Source organism: Brevibacterium sp. RIT 803 (genome assembly GCF_016892625.1).
Lineage (GTDB): Bacteria > Actinomycetota > Actinomycetes > Actinomycetales > Brevibacteriaceae > Brevibacterium.
The window spans coordinates 244941-262988 of record NZ_JAFEMW010000006.1 but is presented as its reverse complement, the minus strand read 5'-3'; the positions used below and the strand labels follow the sequence as shown (position 1 = coordinate 262988).

The 18048-nt window shown below is 61.4% G+C and carries 15 protein-coding genes and 4 tRNA genes; 18 read left to right on the top strand and 1 reads right to left on the bottom strand.

All coding sequences use genetic code 11. The features are described from left to right. The 3 genes from JTF07_RS19175 (at window position 1) to zapE (ending at window position 3299) form a co-directional block, all read left to right on the top strand. The gene (locus JTF07_RS19175; RefSeq protein WP_204235776.1) at window positions 1-1254 is read left to right on the top strand and encodes a hemolysin family protein; all 1254 of its coding nucleotides are present in this window, start codon (window positions 1-3) and stop codon (window positions 1252-1254) included. A 1-nt stretch (window position 1255) separates the two neighbouring features. Then, window positions 1256-2191, top strand: a complete 936-nt coding sequence (gene era / locus JTF07_RS19170; RefSeq protein WP_204235775.1) for a GTPase Era — start codon at window positions 1256-1258, stop codon at window positions 2189-2191. 97 nt (window positions 2192-2288) lie between these two features. Further along, window positions 2289-3299, top strand: a complete 1011-nt coding sequence (gene zapE / locus JTF07_RS19165; RefSeq protein ID WP_204235774.1) for a cell division protein ZapE — start codon at window positions 2289-2291, stop codon at window positions 3297-3299. Between the two features lie 123 nt (window positions 3300-3422). Here the strand turns inward: zapE and JTF07_RS19160 are convergent, their stop codons facing one another. Further along, window positions 3423-3899 carry a TIGR02611 family protein gene (locus JTF07_RS19160; protein WP_353844034.1) on the bottom strand — a complete coding sequence of 159 codons (477 nt, stop codon included), beginning with the start codon at window positions 3897-3899 and terminating at the stop codon, window positions 3423-3425. A 136-nt stretch (window positions 3900-4035) separates the two neighbouring features. On the opposite strand from JTF07_RS19160, the gene JTF07_RS19155 reads away from it, so the two are divergent. The 15 genes from JTF07_RS19155 (at window position 4036) to JTF07_RS19085 (ending at window position 18031) form a co-directional block, all read left to right on the top strand. Beyond that, a tRNA-Gly gene (locus JTF07_RS19155) sits at window positions 4036-4108 on the top strand. Between the two features lie 26 nt (window positions 4109-4134). Continuing rightward, a tRNA-Cys gene (locus JTF07_RS19150) sits at window positions 4135-4205 on the top strand. A gap of 34 nt (window positions 4206-4239) precedes the next feature. Beyond that, window positions 4240-4311 (top strand) — tRNA-Val (locus tag JTF07_RS19145). Between the two features lie 36 nt (window positions 4312-4347). Continuing rightward, window positions 4348-4419 (top strand) — tRNA-Val (locus tag JTF07_RS19140). Between the two features lie 184 nt (window positions 4420-4603). Beyond that, window positions 4604-5938 carry a DUF4190 domain-containing protein gene (locus JTF07_RS19135; RefSeq protein ID WP_213018933.1) on the top strand — a complete coding sequence of 445 codons (1335 nt, stop codon included), beginning with the start codon at window positions 4604-4606 and terminating at the stop codon, window positions 5936-5938. A 184-nt stretch (window positions 5939-6122) separates the two neighbouring features. Continuing rightward, the gene (gene thrS, locus JTF07_RS19130) at window positions 6123-8129 is read left to right on the top strand and encodes a threonine--tRNA ligase (protein ID WP_204235772.1); all 2007 of its coding nucleotides are present in this window, start codon (window positions 6123-6125) and stop codon (window positions 8127-8129) included. Beyond that, window positions 8126-8725 (top strand): HIT family protein, encoded by a 600-nt coding sequence (locus JTF07_RS19125; protein ID WP_502710973.1) that lies wholly within the window; start codon window positions 8126-8128, stop codon window positions 8723-8725. The genes thrS and JTF07_RS19125 overlap by 4 nt, the downstream gene beginning before the upstream one ends. Beyond that, the gene (locus tag JTF07_RS19120; protein ID WP_204235771.1) at window positions 8722-10743 is read left to right on the top strand and encodes an alpha/beta hydrolase family protein; all 2022 of its coding nucleotides are present in this window, start codon (window positions 8722-8724) and stop codon (window positions 10741-10743) included. Before JTF07_RS19125 ends, JTF07_RS19120 begins: the two co-directional genes overlap by 4 nt. A 224-nt stretch (window positions 10744-10967) precedes the next feature. Continuing rightward, window positions 10968-11447: an NUDIX hydrolase gene (locus tag JTF07_RS19115; RefSeq protein WP_235344391.1), complete on the top strand. Its 480-nt coding sequence runs from the start codon at window positions 10968-10970 to the stop codon at window positions 11445-11447. 127 nt (window positions 11448-11574) lie between these two features. Next, window positions 11575-12327 (top strand): YebC/PmpR family DNA-binding transcriptional regulator, encoded by a 753-nt coding sequence (locus JTF07_RS19110; RefSeq protein ID WP_204235770.1) that lies wholly within the window; start codon window positions 11575-11577, stop codon window positions 12325-12327. A gap of 21 nt (window positions 12328-12348) precedes the next feature. Then, a complete protein-coding gene (gene ruvC / locus JTF07_RS19105) occupies window positions 12349-12945 on the top strand; it encodes a crossover junction endodeoxyribonuclease RuvC (protein ID WP_143921814.1) in 597 nt (198 codons plus the stop codon). A 390-nt stretch (window positions 12946-13335) separates the two neighbouring features. After that, window positions 13336-15393 (top strand): HNH endonuclease signature motif containing protein, encoded by a 2058-nt coding sequence (locus JTF07_RS20535; protein WP_252199943.1) that lies wholly within the window; start codon window positions 13336-13338, stop codon window positions 15391-15393. A gap of 200 nt (window positions 15394-15593) precedes the next feature. Beyond that, the gene (gene ruvA, locus JTF07_RS19095; RefSeq protein ID WP_353844033.1) at window positions 15594-16190 is read left to right on the top strand and encodes a Holliday junction branch migration protein RuvA; all 597 of its coding nucleotides are present in this window, start codon (window positions 15594-15596) and stop codon (window positions 16188-16190) included. 98 nt (window positions 16191-16288) lie between these two features. Continuing rightward, on the top strand, window positions 16289-17332 hold the full coding sequence (gene ruvB, locus JTF07_RS19090) for a Holliday junction branch migration DNA helicase RuvB (protein ID WP_204235914.1): 1044 nt from the start codon (window positions 16289-16291) through the stop codon (window positions 17330-17332). An 81-nt stretch (window positions 17333-17413) separates the two neighbouring features. Beyond that, on the top strand, window positions 17414-18031 hold the full coding sequence (locus tag JTF07_RS19085) for a preprotein translocase subunit YajC (protein WP_353844032.1): 618 nt from the start codon (window positions 17414-17416) through the stop codon (window positions 18029-18031). The last annotated feature ends 17 nt before the right edge of the window (window positions 18032-18048 follow it).

The window sequence follows — 18048 nt, the reverse complement described above, 5'->3', positions numbered from 1 at the left end:
GTGCTCTGGCTGTTCCTCGGTGCCGCACTGTGTCTCGTCGTTTCGGCGACTCTGTCTGCTGTCGATGCCGCTCTGCTCAGCGTGTCCCATCAGGCGATCCAGGATGCGAAGGACGAAGGCAAGAAGTCTGCGTTTCGGGCAGAGAAGATCCTCATCGATCTGCCCACCAACATCAACGTCATCATCTTCGTCCGAAACTTCATGGAGGCACTGGCCACGGTCTTCATTGCGCTGGCCTATAACTCGATCTACTCCGTGGGACCGCTCATGGTCGTGCTCACAGTGCTCACCGCCTCGATCGCCGTCTTCGTCGTCGCCGGCGTGTCCCCACGGACAATCGGTCGACGCCGTTCTCTGGCCGTCTGCCTCAACCTCAGCTGGGTCGTGGGTGCAGCACTGGTCGTTCTCAAACCGCTGACGAATATCCTCGTCCTCCTCGGAAACCTGCTGACGCCGGACCGCGTGTACAAGGACGGCCCCTTCGTCACCTCCGACCAGCTGCGCGACCTCGTGGAGCGAGCCAGCGAGTCCGACATCATCGAAGACGGCGAACGGGAGATGATCCAATCTGTCTTCAACCTCTCCGACACCTCGGCGAATGAGGTCATGGTCCCGCGCACCGATCTCGTGACGGTCAACTCGGGTACACCGTTGACCAAGGTCATGAACCTCTTCCTCCGCTCGGGATTCTCAAGGATCCCCGTCAGCGGAGAGGATCTCGACGACATTCGCGGTGTTGCCTACCTCAAGGACGTCGCCAGACGGCTCCACCTCCACCCGGAGGACTCAGAACGATCGGTCGATATCCTGGCACGGGGAGTTCTGTTCGTCCCCGAGACCAAACCTGCCGATGACCTGCTGGAGCAGATGCAGCTCGATTCGACGCATCTGGCGATCCTCGTCGATGAATACGGCGGCACCGCCGGACTCGTCACCATCGAGGACATCGTGGAGGAGATCGTCGGCGAGATCGAAGACGAATACGACACCAGTGATGATGAACTCGTCGAAGTCGACGACGGCTCATTCGTCATCAGCACCCGCATGTCGATCTCCGACTTCGCCGACTACTTCGATGTGAAGATCGACGAGGACGACGTCAACAGCGTCGGCGGTCTGCTCACGAAGCTCATCGGCCGCGTTCCCATCGACGGCTCGAACGCAGCGATCGAAGGTCTCAACATCGAAGCGATGGAGGGTCAGGGCCGCCGCCACCGCATCACCCACGTCCGGGTCACGAAGGAAGAGAACTGAAATGGAATTTCGCACAGACTATCCCGAGAACTACCGGGCAGGCTTCGCCTGCTTCGTGGGCCGACCGAACACCGGCAAGTCAACGCTGACGAACGCGCTGGTGGGGGAGAAGGTGGCGATCACCTCGGCGAAGCCCCAGACCACCCGGCACACGATCCGCGGCATCGTCCACAAAGACGATCACCAGCTCATCCTCGTCGACACCCCGGGACTCCACAAGCCTCGGACCCTGTTGGGCAGCCGCCTCAACGATCTTGTGGCCTCGACGCTGAGCGAGGTCGACGTCATCGGCTTCTGCCTGCCCGCTGATGAACCCATCGGGCCCGGCGACAGATACATCGCGTCCCAGCTCGAGCTGCTCGACGGCCGCACTCCGATCGTGGCCCTGGTGACGAAGACCGACAAAGTTCCTCAGGAGAAGGTCGCCGAGGCGCTGCTGGCCGTGGGTGCCCTCGCCGACTTCGCCGATGTGGTTCCGGTCTCTGCCGTCGACGGTTTTCAGATCGACACGGTCGACTCCGTTCTGACCGGTCACCTGCCGGTCTCGCCGCCGCTCTACCCTGAGGGCGAGCTGACGGATGAGCCGGAGGAGATGATGATCGCCGAGCTCGTCCGTGAGGCCGCGCTCGAAGGCGTCCGCGACGAGCTTCCGCACTCTCTGGCCGCTCAGGTCGAGGAGATGTACCCCCGCGAGGGACGCAGTGAGGACAACCCGCTGTGGAACGTCCACGTCAACCTCTACGTCGAGCGCTCGAGCCAGAAAGCGATCATCATCGGCAAGGGCGGCAGCCGACTCAAAGAGATCGGAAGCGAATCGAGGCGCGGCATCGAAGCACTGCTCGGGACCAAGGTGTACCTCGACCTGCACGTGAAGATCGCCAAGGACTGGCAGAGAGACCCGAAGCAGCTGGGGCGCTTGGGCTTCGACTTCAGCTGAGACGACGTCAGCTGGGAGTGCTCTGACGTCGGCTGAGAGCACTCTCACGTCAGAGGCGGTTGATCGACCACGCGTGGCCTGCAATAGACTAGGCCGAGTGAATGCCGAGCAGACTCTGGTCGCACTGAGCGACCGTTCCCCCCACGTTGCGCCCGATGAACTGATTGCGGGCCTCGTCCCGCCACCTCAGTTCCAGGACGTGTCCTTCGCCAGCTACCGCACCGATGACTCGGAGGCCTCGCAGGCCCAGGCGCGCAACAAACTTGAGGAATTCGCGGCGTCGTCGACGTCCAAGGGCTTCCTGGGCAAGCTGTTCTCCAAGGGCAAGGACGGGCCAAAGGGCGTCTACCTTGACGGCGGCTACGGCGTGGGCAAGACACACCTGTTGGCCTCGGCCTGGCATGCGAATGAGAAGCCTGCGACCTTCGGCACCTTCGTCGAATACACGAACCTCGTCGGCGCGCTCGGATTCATCCGTGCCCGTGACGATCTCTCACAGATGAAGCTCGTCTGCGTCGACGAGTTCGAACTCGACGATCCCGGCGACACGGTGCTCATGTCACGCCTCATGCGCGAACTCACCGACGCCGGCGTGAAGATCATCGCCACCTCGAACACTCTGCCCGGATCGTTGGGGGAGGGCCGCTTCGCCGCACAGGACTTCATCCGAGAGATCCAGGCGCTGGCCGACCAGTTCGACATCTACCGCATCGAAGGCAAGGACTACCGCCACCGTGGGTTGAGCGAGCCGGCCGAGCCGATTCCCGCCGAGAGCCTCGATGCCGCGACGTCTGAGTTGACCGGCGCCGTCGCCCGCGACGATTTCCCGACACTTCTTCGCCATCTCTCCACCGTCCATCCCTCCCGGTATGGTCGCATGGTCGATGGGTTGGACGCGGCCGTGTGGGAAGACGTGACGACGATCGACAACGAGGGTGTCGCGCTGCGCTTCGTGGCACTCGTCGACAGGCTCTATGATCGCAACGTCAAGATCATCAACTCGGGACAGGCGTTGAACAAGGTCTTCACTGAAGAGTCATTGGCCGGTGGGTACCGGAAGAAGTATATGCGCTGCCTTTCGCGCCTGACGGCGCTCTCCTCGCAGTAATCTGCTTCTCCTGGCAGTCACAGGCACCCCCTGCGTCGACAGGCTTTCCCCGCGTCGACAGGCTCTCCAGGCGGCAGTTGGCTGTGCTGACAACAGCAGGCTCAAAGGGCAGGCGCATCGGCGCTACTGCAGCTCGAGGTATTTGAGGACCTCGAGTTCGGGCACCCAGTCGGGGAGTCCGATGATCCTGAATGCAGCCCAGACGATAACGGCAACGAATACCGCTGTGACCGCAGCGAGCGTCCAGCGCACCCAGACCGGCTGCGCCATGACCCAGTGCGTCCATTTCTCCACGTTGAGGCGGACGAAGTGCAGAATCCGCTGCGCCCAACGGAACTCGCTGGAGATGACGAACAGTCCGATGATGACGATGAGCCACCCCGGGCCCGGAAACGGCACGAGCACCAGGCCGATGAGCACGATGAGCGTGCCCACTCCGCCGACGATGGTCCGATAGAGCCGTGCCGTGTGCGGGTTGGCCATCACGGTTCTGCGCCAGCGCAGGAAGCTCAGACGCGTTTTGCGCCAGGGGCGCACGCCTTGCTTGTGATGGCGTGACAGCCACCCTGTGGGGCGCTTGTCCTGGGGATCGTCGTTCACTCTTCCAATATAAGTCGATGAGTCTGAAAGCTCGATTTGCGTGTGTGACCACGATCACTCGAATCTGATTTTGCATGGACCGCCACCTGCGTATAGAGTTGTATCTCGTTGCCAGGGAAACCGGGCAGCGAGAAATGCGGATGTGGCTCAGCTGGTAGAGCATCACCTTGCCAAGGTGAGGGTCGCGGGTTCGAATCCCGTCATCCGCTCGAAGGCGTCATGGCACTGCCTTGATGGTGGCGTGGCCGAGAGGCGAGGCAGCGGCCTGCAAAGCCGTATACACGGGTTCGAATCCCGTCGCCACCTCGGATTCGTCCAACGGTTCGCTGTTGGTGAGTCGGCGCGATTGGCGCAGCGGTAGCGCGCTTCCTTCACACGGAAGAGGTCACTGGTTCGATCCCAGTATCGCGCACAGGGACCTTGTGTTCCGGTGCAACAAATGAATAAGGCGCGATTGGCGCAGCGGTAGCGCGCTTCCCTGACACGGAAGAGGTCACTGGTTCGATCCCAGTATCGCGCACAGAAGAAGCCCCGAGTGACTCACTCGGGGCTTCGTGCATTCATCATCCTCGTCTTCAGCCTGATGGCCTCGGCCCCGATATGTCGGGTGTGTGTCAGGACTGCCACGTGGATTTCGGGGGGAAAGCGACACATTCACTAGTACGCTAGTGAAGGTAACCATCGACGAAGACTTCGGAGCACTCATGTCTACTCCTCAGAACCCGTACGAACCGAACAACGGTTCTGGAAATCAGAACCCCAACGGTCAGGGCCCCGACAACCAGCCGCCCAGCGCTCCTGGCTTCTCGGGTGATCAGAACAACGGCCAGCAGCCACCGCAGTACGGTTCGCAGAACAACGGGCAGCAGGCACCACAATACGGATCGCAGAACGATCCGAATCAGCAGCCGCAGTACGGTTCGCAGCCTCAGTACGGCTCGCAGCCAAACGACATGGGTGCTCCAGCATACGACCAGAACCAAGGCGGCTACGGCCAGAGCTATGATCCTCACGCTCAGGGCTACGATGCCAACGCACAAGGCTACAACCAGGACCCGTACGGCCAGAACCAGGGCGGCTACGGCCAGGGTTATGATTCCAGCGCTCCGGGCTACGACCCCAATGCGCAGGGCTACGATGCGAACCAGTACGGCCAGCAGCCCGCTTATGCCGGTGCTGACGGTTCGTCGGACCAGTTCATCCCGGCCAACCCCAATGCGAACTACGGTTCGTATTCGGCAGGCCCGGGGAACAACAAGTCGAAGAATATCTGGGGAATCCTCGCGTTGATCGGCGGCATTGCCGGCATCGTCCTGTCCATCTTCTTCGGAATCGGATTCATCTTCGGCGTTGCCGGCGCGATCTTCGCCTTCGTCGGTCTCTCCGCGATCAAGAAGGGGCTGGCCAACAACAAGGGCATGACCATCACCGGCATGATCCTCAGCTTCATCGCCATCCTGTTCTCGATCATCTCGGTCATCGTCACCTTGATCTTCGGCGGCATGTTCATCACAGCGATAGGTGAGGCCGCTGATGAGCAGTCCTCGTCCGCAGCACCGGTTCAGGGTCCCTCTGATCCTGCACAGGACCCCAGCCAAGGTGCGGGCTCGTCTGACGGCAGTGAAGCGGCGGCTCCTCCGGTCGAGAGCGGCGGCGTCGAGGTCGGCACCGATGTGACGGCGGCGGTCGCCGTGAAATCGGGTACCGCGTCCGAATATTCTGCAGGCGCCGAAAGCAGCAATGGTGAGATCGCGATTGTGACCGTGACTGCCAAGAACAGCGGAAGCTCCGACGTTGATCTTTCGCTTGCACAGTTCACCGCCGACAATGGTGCGGGCAAGGAATATGAGGATGTGTTCGACGGTTCGAAATACAAGGGCGGCTTCCCTTTCTCCGGCCCGATCCCGGCTGGAGGCGAAGAGACAGTCGAACTCGCATTCGCGGTTCCGTCGGCCGAGGTCGACAAGGTCCACCTGAAGCTCTCCATGAGCGAAGATCTGGGCAAGGGCAAGGACTTCGAGTTCAGCAAGGCTGCGTGACACGGCTGGGACGACGCTCCGATCCCGACTGACGTAAGCGCGAACCGCGCGGACATCGAAAATTGCATATGATTTACCTGTTGGGTGGCGGTCTTACGACTGCCACCCAACAGATTTCTCAACGCCGATTTGGTATTAGACTCGAGTGGCGAGACACCCTAGAACAGACGAACGGAGAAGATCAGTGGCAGACAGCATTGACTGCGCGGGAGAGACCATTCCTTGGAAACAGGGACTGACCGGCACGGAGATCTTCTCCACGGACCGCACGGTCGTTGCAATGTGGCTCGACGGGCAGCCTGTCGACCTCAGTCGCGAACTTTCCGCTGGTGACAAGGTCGCTCCGATCGCCATCGATTCCCCCGCCGGTCTCGACATCCTGCGCCACTCGGCGGCACACGTCACCGCTCAGGCCGTCCAGGACCTGTTCCCAGACGCAAAGCTCGGCATCGGGCCCTACATCACAGACGGGTACTACTTCGACTTCGATGTCGCTGAGCCCTTCACACCAGAAGATCTCAAAGCGATCCAGAAGAAGGCCGCGCAGATCGTGAAGTCCGGCCAGACCTTCAATCGCGTCGTCGTGGACGAGGCGGACGCACGCGAGCGCATGGCCAATGAGCCCTACAAACTCGAACTCATCTCCGACAAGGGCGCAGGCTCCGACGACTCGGCCTCCGTTGAGGTCGGCGCCGGTGAGCTCACCGTCTACGAGAACCGTGACCGCAAGGGCGAAGTCGTGTGGCAGGACCTCTGCCGCGGACCGCACCTGCCCACCACCAAACTGATCGGCAACGGGTTCGCGGTGACCCGCTCCTCGGCGGCCTATTGGCGCGGGGACCAGGCCAATGCGAGCCTGCAGCGCGTCTACGGAACTGCCTGGGCCTCGAAGGAGGATCTCAAAGCCCACCAGGATCGCCTCGCCGAGGCAGAACGCCGTGACCACCGCAAGCTCGGCGCCGAACTCGACCTGTTCTCGTTCCCAGAGGAGCTCGGCTCCGGTCTGCCCGTCTTCCATCCCAAAGGCGGAGTTATCAAGCGCGAGATGGAGGATTACGTCCGCGCCCGCCACATCGAAGAGGGCTTCGAATACGTCGGCACCCCGCACATCTCCAAGGAGGCCCTCTACTACACCTCCGGGCACTTGCCGTACTACGGCGAGAACATGTTCCCGGCGATCTCCGTCGATGAGGTTCGCGACGAATCCGGGGAGATCGTCAAGGAGGGCACCCCCTATCGTCTCAAGGCGATGAACTGCCCGATGCACAACCTGATCTTCCGCTCTCGTGGACGCTCCTATCGCGAGCTTCCCCTGCGTCTCTTCGAATTCGGAACCGTGTACCGTGACGAGGCCTCCGGCGTCGTCCACGGCCTCACCCGTGTGCGCGCGCTGACTCAGGACGATTCGCACTCCTATGTGGCTCAGGAGGACGCTGCGAAGGAGATCCGTCACCTGCTCGAATTCGTCCTCAGCCTGCTGCGTGATTTCGGACTCGACGACTTCTACCTCGAACTCTCCACACGCGACGAAGACGGCAAGAAGAAGGACAAGTTCATCGGTTCGGATGAGCAGTGGGCAGAAGCCACTCAGGTCCTCGAAGAGGTTGCACGGGAGACCGGGCTCGAACTGGTCCCTGATCCCGGCGGAGCCGCCTTCTACGGACCCAAGGTCTCCGTCCAGGCCCGCGACGCCATCGGCCGGACTTGGCAGATGTCGACCGTGCAGCTCGACTTCAACCAGCCGGAGCGCTTCGGCCTGGAATATCAGGCCGCCGACGGCACCCGCAAGCAGCCGGTGATGATCCACTCGGCGAAGTTCGGGTCCATCGAACGGTTCATGGGTGTGCTCATCGAGCACTATGCGGGCGCGTTCCCCGTCTGGCTGGCACCGGTCCAGGTCACCTGCATCCCCGTGGCCGAGGAGTTCAACGACTACCTCGCCGAGGTGGCCGCACAGCTGCGGGCCGCCGGAGTTCGCGTCGAGATCGATGACAGCGACGATCGCTTCCCGAAGAAGATTCGCAACGCCTCGAAGTCGAAGGTGCCCTTCGTGCTCATCGCCGGTGGGGAGGATCGCGATGCGAATGCCGTGTCGTTCCGTTTCCGCAACGGGGAACAGGACAACGGCGTATCCGTCGCCGAGGCGGTCACCCGGATCGTCGAATCCATCAACACCAAGGCCCAGGTATGACAGAGGACCCTCACAACCGCCTCGGCGAGAGCAGGTCCGATCCATGTGAGGGCATGCCCGAACCCGAGGCGGCTGCGGGCTTCCCAGGGGAGCCCGATGGCTTCCAGCGGCTGTGGACACCGCATCGGATGGTCTACATCGGAGGACAGGACAAACCCAAGCATTCCGGAGTCTCTGAGTGCCCGTTCTGTACGGCACCGACGAAGTCCGACGAACAGGGCCTGATCGTGGCCCGCGGTGAGGAAGTGTACGCAGTGCTCAACCTGTACCCGTACAATCCGGGCCACCTCCTCATCTGCCCCTATCGTCACGTCGCGGACTACACGGAGCTGTCCGAGTCGGAGACTGCGGAACTCGCCCGCTTCTCGCAGAAGGCGATGACCGTGATTCGCGCCGTGTCCTCCCCGGACGGCTTCAACTTGGGGATGAACCAAGGACCCGTGGCAGGTGCCGGAATCGCCGCGCACCTCCATCAGCACATTGTGCCCAGATGGGGCGGGGACTCGAACTTCCTGCCCGTCGTGGCACAGACCAAAGCTCTGCCGCAGGTGCACGCCGACGTGCAGGCAGCGCTGTCAAAGGAATGGAACAGATGAACCCCGAAGACCTCGACTCTCTCGCCGAGTACTCATCCCCACTGCTGCGCGGCAGCGAAGCCGTCATCACGATCACCCGCCCCGACCTTGAGTCGAACAGTTACCTCTCGCAGTTGTTCGCTCTGTCAGGGGAGAACTCGAGACGACTGACCCACAACTGGCGAGACTTCGCCCCCGAGATCCGCAGCAATTGGTCCGGGTATCTGAGTGCGGCCAAGAAGGAATCAGCTCAGCTGTTCGCCGGCTCCAGCCTCGAGACGGCACATCCGATCACGGACAACCACCTCGGCGTCTCCGAGTTCGCGCTCGACGATGAGGGCGCACGGGCACTCTACGTCGCGCGAGTGGCGCAGCCGGGGCGCTACGGCCAGGACGACGACATCCCCGCCGCTGAGGAAGCGCCACGGCGCATCACCTCGGCGGCCTACCTGAGCAATGGGCTGGGCTACACGAACGACCGTCCGGCGCGGGCCTTCCTGGTCGATCTCGTCGAACCGGGCCTGGGGAAGTCCGGCATCGTCGGCGGCGCCGAGGTGCCGATGTCCACGCTCCTGGAGTCCCCGGAGTCAGATGTCCACGACCCGCAGTTCTCACCGAGCGGCACCCGAGTCAGCGTGGTGTCCTCCGTTGTTCCAGATCATGGCGAGCCCGACCTGCGAACGACGGTGTGGCTGCTTGGCGGAGATCACCCTGAGCCGCTGACGCTGCCCCGGATGAGCGTGAACCTGCACCGCTGGATCGACGATGAGACTGTGCTGCTCGTCGGCAACGAGCTGACGCGAGACGAACTCGACTTCGTCGGGCAGATGCCCGGACTCTTCGTCCACGATCTGACCACTGGCTCGACACGACGCCTGACCGACCCGGAGACCGTTTCGGTTGCGTCGATCCGGCCCCAGGTCATCGATACAGCTGGAGACGGCTCAGATGCGGCGAAGGCTTCAGTCATCACTGTTGTGGACACGGACGGAGCTTCACGGATCATCTCGATCGAACTCGCTGCCGAGAAACGGACGCTGGACGAACTGGACTTCCTCACAGATGACACGGCAGTGGTCAACGGCTTCGACGTCGTCGGAGACAGTCTCGTCTGGACAGGGGAGACGCCCGCGAACCCTGCTGTTCTCACCCATGTGCGACTCTCCGGGTCCGGCGGGCCATCCTCTGGCGACCGCGAGGCCCTCAGAACACATCCTGCGCCCGCGAATTCCGTCCTGCCACAGCTTCTTCGCGTCGACGGTGAGGGCGGGGCCATCACGGGGTGGCTGGCGAAGCCCAGCGGCCCCGGCCCCTTCCCCGTCATTCTCAACATCCACGGTGGACCGTTCGCGCAGTACACCCACGGGTGGTTCGATGAGACCCAGGTGCTCACCTCGGCCGGCTACGCCGTGGTCTACGCGAACCCGCGCGGCTCCGGCGGACGCACCCGTGCGTGGGGGACCGCCGTGCAGGGGGACATGGCCGCCCCAGCGATGTCCGACGTTCTCGCGGTCCTCGACCACGCGCTGGCCAATGATGCCGAGCTCGACTCCACCCGCCTCGGCGTCCAGGGCGGATCCTACGGCGGCTATCTCACCGCGATGATCACTGCGGCAGATCATCGCTTCCAGGCGGCCATCGTCGAACGCGGCTACCTCGATCCCGACAGTTTCTTAGGCACCTCCGACATCGGACGGTTTTTCACCGAGGAGTACACCACCCGTGATCGGGAAGCCATTGCACGGCAGTCACCTTTGGCACACGCCTCGCAGGTCCGCACGCCCAGCCTGGTGATGCATTCGGAACTCGACTTCCGCTGTCCACTCGAACAGGCTCAGCAGTACTATGCCGCGCTGCAGCGGGCCGGTGTTGACACCGAAATGCTCATCTTCCCCGGAGAGAACCACGAACTCTCACGCTCGGGCCAGCCCCGCCACCGTCGGCAGCGTTTCGAATCGATGCTCGACTGGTGGGACCAGCATCTGGGCGGAGACGTCGATGCGAATCTCGACGACCAGACCGCCTCGGCGATCCACTGAGCCGATGACCGAATCAACCGCCTCTGAGGCGATGCCCCTACCCCTCTTGCACCTGGCCAGAACACGTCCCAAGTCGGTGATTTCTCACATTGAACGTCACCAGCTTGGTCGTCTGGGCACTACCCGATATCGTTCTGTCGGTTACGATTGCGGTCTTGCCGGTTGCTTGCCGCTTCACTATTCTGCACAGACTGCATCCGTCCATCGTCAACTCCTGGAGAACCATGAAACCTCGTAAAGCCTCACGGGTCGTATTACTCAATGAGCGCGACGAGGTTCTCCTGATTCGTGCTCAGGACCTGCTCACGCCCACACACCAGTGGTGGATGACCTGCGGCGGCGGATCCGAACTGGGGGAGTCTGCGGCTCAGACAGCGGCCCGCGAACTCGCCGAGGAGACCGGGATCGAATGCGAACCCGGCGAGCTCATCGGACCCTTGGCCACCCGTGACGGGGTGTTCGAATTCACGGAGAAGTCTCTGCATCAGCGCGAAACCTACTTCGCATTCCGCACGAGCGAGGACATCGAGCTCGAGGACGCCGTCTGGACTGACATCGAGAAGCGCAGTCTGCTGGAATTCCGGTGGTGGTCTCGCGAAGAGCTGATGACCACGACGGAGACGATCTATCCGAAGAATCTTCTCAGCCTCATGGATCTGGTCGCTGAAGGCTCTGTGCCCGAGGTCCCCCTCGTCATCGACTGAATGGCCGCTCGCCATCGGCCGAGGGAACGTACCGCACGAGCGGTGAGCTGCTTCGTCCGGCACAGCGCACATAACGGTGTGCTGAGCGTATAGACTCTAGGGGCTGTATCTATAGGAAGGAACACCAGTGTCAGGTCATTCCAAGTGGGCAACGACTAAACACAAAAAAGCTGCCATCGACTCCAAGAGGGCCAAGCTCTTTGCCAAGCTGATCAAGAACATCGAGGTTGCCGCTCGCAATGGTGGGCCTGATCTCGACGGCAACCCGACGCTGTTCGACGCGGTCCAGAAGGCGAAGAAGAACTCGGTTCCTGCCGACAACATCACCCGCGCGGTCAAGCGCGGCGGTGGTCTCGACGGCTCTGCCGTGAACTACGAGAACATTCTGTACGAAGGCTATGCCGCAGGCGGTGTCGCCCTCCTCATCGAATGTCTGACCGACAACCGCAACCGTGCTGCCTCCGAAGTCCGCGTGGCAGTCACGCGCAACGGCGGCACCATGGCAGACCCCGGATCGGTCACATACAACTTCGACCGCAAGGGCGTCATCACCGTTCCCGCCGAGGGAACCGACGAGGACTCAATCCTCCTGGCCACCGTCGACGCCGGAGCCGAAGAGGTCAAGGACGAAGGCGAGAACTTCGAGATCATCTGTGAGGCCACCGACCTCGTCGCTGTGCGCACAGCGCTTGTCGATGCAGGCATCGACTATGACTCGGCTGAGGCATCTTTCGTGCCCGGGATCGAAGTCAGCTTGGACGCGGACACCGCCAGCAAGGTCTTCAACCTCATCGATGCGCTCGAAGACAGCGACGAAGTTCAGAACGTCTATTCCAATGCTGATGTCAGCGACGAGGTACTTGCCGAACTTGATTCCTGATGAGACCGAATATGGTGGCTGATGAGAATCCTCGGCGTTGATCCTGGTCTGACCCGGTGCGGGCTGGGTGTCATCGACACTCTGCCCGCCCGCAAGGCCACTATGGTTTCCGTCGATGTGCTGCGTACGCCATCCACGGACTCCGTGGATCTGCGTCTGGGCGCCCTCGCCGAGGCGTTCGACAGCTGGCTGGACACGTACCGTCCCGATGTCGTGGCCATCGAGCGAGTGTTTGCCCGCAATGACGTCTCCACGATCATGGGAACTGCCCAGGTGTCAGGCCTGACTATGGGGCTTGCCGCCAGGCGCGGACTGCCGGTGGCGATGCACACGCCCTCCGAGGTCAAAGCCGCCATCACCGGGTCAGGACGGGCTGATAAGAAGCAGGTCACGAACATGGTGACCCGGATCCTCGAACTCGAGGCTGCGCCGAAGCCGGCCGATGCCGCGGATGCTCTCGCGATCGCGATCTGCCACTCATGGCGTGGAGCTCTGAGCGGGCAATCGACTCCTGGAGCGAACAAGGACCTGAATGAGCGCAAGAGCGCTGGTCGCCAAGGCACGGGCCTGACGAAAGCTCAGGAGCAGTGGGCCAAGGCCCTTCGCAAAGCCAAGTAGTGTCATCGCGGTCGGGTGTCCCGCTGTCTCCGCGCTTCACTGTCACTGCTGCACTCCACTCCGACATTTTGCCGTCACTTCGCTGTCACTTCGTTTCGCAGTGCGAAGCGGGTGTGACGGTTCTTTTGTGCCCGGGTCCGGGTGTGTGAGAGCGAGTGTCGGCGCGGAGATGACCTCCGAGCAGTTCTGTCAGTCTTTCCGATGTGCAGTGTTCGCAGCTGTCAATCCCTCTTGGCTGAGCATGAATGCCGCTCTAAACGAATAGAACAACATAGAATACGACGAATAAAACGTGCAAAGAATCGAATAAAGGTCTATACAGGGCGCATTGGAGGTAATGCAATGGGACTATACACGCAACAATGTTGTTGACGAACGGATGCACAGACGATGACTCTCACCCCCGATCAGACACCAGGAAAGAGCCATAAGCGCTCACCTGGCACCGCCGCGGGAGAGTCTGCCGAAGGCCCGAAGGAAACTGGCACAGCTGTGGGGGAGCCCGCCGCCGAAGATGAATCGTTGTCGGTACCGGAGCCGACCTCGTTTCGGGAGCAGCTTGAGGCCGCCGGAATGGACCTGAGCGGCAATCCTTTGGCGGAGAAGCTCGATTCGATCGCGGCTGTTCCGGTCACACCCATGGAAAGTGACGACGACGATTCTGACCGGCACGGCACCGAAGGTGCACATGCCGATGAACAGGTTGCTCCGGTCGATTCTGGAACGCAGAGTGATGGCGGTGGGATCGACCGGTCCCCAACTGTGGACGAAGGTGAATCGACTTCTGTCGTGACGCATCCACTTCTATCGGATGCGGAATGGCGCGACCTCGACCGACTTGCCCCCGAGTTGACCCGCAGCATCGGTGAGCTCAGTATCCTCAGAGACGAACTGCTGAGATTCGAACGTCCTCTTGGGCCTGATCACGCGATGACTGTCATCAACGGGATCGAAACCGCCACTCGCATACTCGAAGCGATGTCTGCTGTCACTCTGTCGGTCTATGAACGGTGCGGGACACCCACCGACTATGGAGCGAAGACGACGAAGGCGCTGGTCCAGAACCGGTTGAATCTGACCGGGTATGAAGCCAACCGACGTGCGGAGCTCGCCAAAAATCTCGGCGGCCGCGTGTACATGACTGGTCAGGCCAGAAAACCCGTCAACCCCATCGTCTCCAAGGCCCTGCATTCGGGAGTGCTCTCTGCGGGTCAGGCGACCGCGATCAACGACTGTCTTTCCAAGCTGCCGACCTGGGTTTCATCCAGTGTGCGCGACAAAGTCGAAGCGGACCTTGTGGAAAGGGCCCCACGAGTCCGGGTCTCAGATTTGAAAACGATCTTCGCTACTATTTTGGACCGCATTGATCCCGACGGGGAAGAACCGAAGCTTTCGCGGGATCGTTCGCGCTGTTACGTGACTGTGCGAGCCCGAGATGACGGCGATTGGGATCTCAGAGGCCTCTTGGACTCAGTCTCAGGAGGAATCCTCAACGGACTGCTCGCCTCGCGTATTCTGCCAGGTGACAACTCGGAAAACGCACAGTGCGCACCGGGCTCGACGGAACCCCTGCAGGCTCACGATGGTACGCGCACGACGGATGGCGCGCGCACGACCGATGGCGCGCGCACGACCGTGAAAGACGAGGGTCCTGCCGAGCCTGAATTCGACATCTTTCGAGCCGTTTTGGCCGGGGACGTCTCGGACACGCCGCTGCCACATGCTCTGCCAGAGGATCGGCCGGACTGGATTGCCGATACAGGAGGTTCCGATTCGGCTGTTTCTGGGTTCTCGAGCTTCGGAGTCAGAGAAGACGGAGCGCTGGTCGACACAAGCGCGAGTCAAGGAACAGTGCGCAATCGCATCTACGAGCGATTTGCAACAACGATCTCCCGCGTCGAGATGGACCGGATAGGGCGCGGTTCGCCATTCGCCTTGGTCGTCACCGCAAAAGCCGAAGACATTGCGGCCGGAAAAGGACGATCGACCACAGGTTGCGAAGCCGAATTTCCTCTATCAACGGCGGTCAGCGAAGGATTGAACGGTTCGGTCTTCTTCCACCTGATGTCGGATAAAGCCAAGACGATGGAAATCGCCACCGAAGGTCGATTTGCCACGAACAGGCAAGTGGCAGTACTCGCAGCAAGAGATCAAGGCTGCACCTTCCCGGGCTGCGATGCACCGCCAGGATGGTGCGACACGCACCACATTGTGCCTTGGGCTGACGGGGGCAAGACTGACATCAACAACCTCACGTTGGCATGCGGACTGCATCACCACCTGATCGACAAATCGGATTGGTATGCCCGAATGCTCCACGACGGCCGACCTGCATGGATCCCGCCACCGGGCATTGACGTCGAACGGCGTCCGATCCTACACGCCAGGTTCGTCGCGCAGGAGATCATTGACGGACTGTTTGACGGAACTGAGCTCCCACCGCAGTGATGGCAGAGTTCCCGCCACAGTGTTGGCAGAGTTCCCACCGCAGTGTTGGCAGAGCTCCCACCGCTGTGACGCGCTGGTGATGTTTTCCGGACAGACCATTGCGGGGCGGAGCCTTGGTATCGTCGGTATGTCGAGTCAGGTACTCGGGGACTAGCTGATAGCCTGGATTCGTACATGTGTTCCCACTCGAAAGGCAGGCCGTGATCAGTTTCCTCAGCGGTACGGTCCATCGCATCGCAGCTGACCACCTCGTGATTCTCACCTATGGTGTCGGGCGCCGAGTCAACGTCACGCCGGATACCCTTTCAAACACACGTCATGGTGCAGATATCGAACTCGTGACCACCCTGGTTGTGCGTGAAGATTCCATGACTCTCTTCGGGTTCGATACAGAAGACGAGAACCACACCTTCGACGTGCTGTTGTCGATCTCCGGAATCGGTCCCCGCCTGGCCATGGCAATTCTGTCGGTGATGGGGCCGGGTGAACTGGCAGCCGCGATCTCGAATCAGGATGCCAACGCGCTGACCCGCGTGCCCGGGATCGGCAAAAAGGGCGCCTCCCGAATCATCCTCGAACTCGAGAACAAACTGCCGAAGCTCTCCGTGTCGGAGCCAGGGCCGCAGCTGTCGTTCGGCGGTGCGAATCAGCAGGTCGTCGACGCTTTGGTCGGTCTTGGCTGGAAAGAAGCACAGGCCGCTGACGTCGTGCAGGAAGTGGTCAATGATCTCGGCCAGAATGCGGGCACCTCGGTGCTGCTGAAGGCTTCACTCAAGGTTCTGGGTGCTAGGAAGTGACCAGCTCCTATGACGGTGGAAACAGCTCCTACGACGGTGGAAAGTCCTCCTACGGCGGCGGTGACTCCTCCTACGGCGGTGGTGACACCTCCTACGAAATGGAATTCGGCGATCAGGAACTGACCGGCGCCGAAGAAGAGCGTTTGGTCTCGGGCCGCGCGGAGACCGCCGAGCGCGATGCGGAAGCAGCACTTCGTCCGAAAGGACTGCAGGACTTCATCGGCCAACCCCAGGTCCGCGAACAGCTGTCACTCGTGCTTGATGCTGCGAAAGCACGGAACAGGGCCCCCGACCACGTGCTGCTCTCGGGGCCTCCCGGATTGGGAAAGACGACGTTGGCGATGATCATCGCGCATGAGATGCAGACAAGTCTGCGCGTCACATCCGGGCCGGCAGTTCAGCATGCAGGAGATCTCGCAGCGATCCTCTCTTCCCTAGAGGAAGGCGAGGTCCTCTTCATCGACGAAATCCACCGGATGGCGCGCGCCGCAGAAGAGATGCTCTATGTCGCGATGGAAGACTTCCGTGTCGATGTCATCGTCGGCAAAGGCCCCGGCGCCACAGCGATTCCGCTCGACCTGCCCCAGTTCACCATGGTCGGGGCCACGACTCGTTCCGGTCTGCTGCCCGCACCTCTGCGCGACCGGTTCGGGTTCACCGGACTCTTAGACTTCTACTCAAGCGAAGATCTCCTGACCGTGCTGAAGCGGTCAGCTCACATGCTCGGAATCGAAGCAGACCTTGCAGGCCTGAAGGAGATCTCAACCCGGTCTCGCGGCACTCCTCGAGTTGCCAACCGCCTTCTGCGAAGGGTCAGAGACTGGGCGCAGGTGCGCGGAACCGGCATCATCGATGAGGCCGCAGCGCTCACGGCGCTCAAGGTCTACGAGGTCGACGAACTTGGACTGGACCGTCTTGACCGTTCGGTGCTGCAAGTTCTGTGCCAACGTTTCGCCGGGGGTCCGGTTGGCCTTGGAACCATTGCTGTTTCCGTTGGCGAAGAGGCCGACACCGTGGAAACCGTATCGGAACCCTACCTTGTGCGAGAAGGGCTCATCAGCCGCACTCCGCGCGGTCGAGTTGCGACGTCAGCAGCTTGGAAACACCTTGGGATGCAGATCCCAGCAAACTATGAGTTCTGATCCCGGCAATTGAGTTCGCCTTGAGTACTGAGTACGAACTAAGGTAGTGGACTGGTTCGTTCTTATGAAAGGTAGATACCTGTGGATTTATTGATCCCTCTCGCGCTTGCAGCGTTGCTTATTTTTTTCCTGTTCAATTCTCGGCGTAAACAGAAGGCGCGTGCAGAGCAGATCAAGACGGGACTCGTCCCCGGGGCTACTGTGATGACGACGTTCGGCGTCTTCGGCACGGTCCTGTCCATCGACGATGAAAACAACCAGGTCACCCTAGAGTCGGGCCCCGGCACCGTCCTCCGCGTTCACCGTCAGGCAATCGGCCAGATCAATAACCCTGAAACCGAAGGCGCTGCCGCCGGCGGTGCTGTTGCAGGATCTGCCGACATTGCCGACGTTGCCGACGACGCTGAGAGCAGGGAGACCCCGGCAATCACCGACGCAGAACTCGACGCCATGAATGAGCGTAAGCGCGCCGAGAACACCGATAAGGATGCGAACCGGCCAGCAGACGATGTGGTTGACTCCGACACCGAGCTGAACACGGCCGCTGATCAGCCCAAGGCCGACGATGCAGATTCCGCCATCGGCGACGATGCTCCCGGGACTGAGCGTGCCGACGACGTCGTGGATGGTTCCGGTGACACCGATGCTGACGCATCCGGCACCGATTCTTCCGATCCTGAGAACAACAAGAAGAACTGACTTCGCTCACTGCACTC

Bases quoted from the DNA above. Each gene is read 5' to 3' on its own strand.
- era (WP_204235775.1), top strand. From the start codon at position 1,256: ATGGAATTTCGCACAGACTATCCCGAGAACTACCGGGCAGGCTTCGCC.
- JTF07_RS19135 (WP_213018933.1), top strand. From the start codon at position 4,604: ATGTCTACTCCTCAGAACCCGTACGAACCGAACAACGGTTCTGGAAAT.
- JTF07_RS19125 (WP_502710973.1), top strand. From the start codon at position 8,126: ATGACAGAGGACCCTCACAACCGCCTCGGCGAGAGCAGGTCCGATCCA.
- JTF07_RS19120 (WP_204235771.1), top strand. From the start codon at position 8,722: ATGAACCCCGAAGACCTCGACTCTCTCGCCGAGTACTCATCCCCACTG.
- JTF07_RS19115 (WP_235344391.1), top strand. From the start codon at position 10,968: ATGAAACCTCGTAAAGCCTCACGGGTCGTATTACTCAATGAGCGCGAC.
- ruvC (WP_143921814.1), top strand. From the start codon at position 12,349: ATGAGAATCCTCGGCGTTGATCCTGGTCTGACCCGGTGCGGGCTGGGT.
- JTF07_RS20535 (WP_252199943.1), top strand. From the start codon at position 13,336: ATGACTCTCACCCCCGATCAGACACCAGGAAAGAGCCATAAGCGCTCA.
- ruvB (WP_204235914.1), top strand. From the start codon at position 16,289: ATGGAATTCGGCGATCAGGAACTGACCGGCGCCGAAGAAGAGCGTTTG.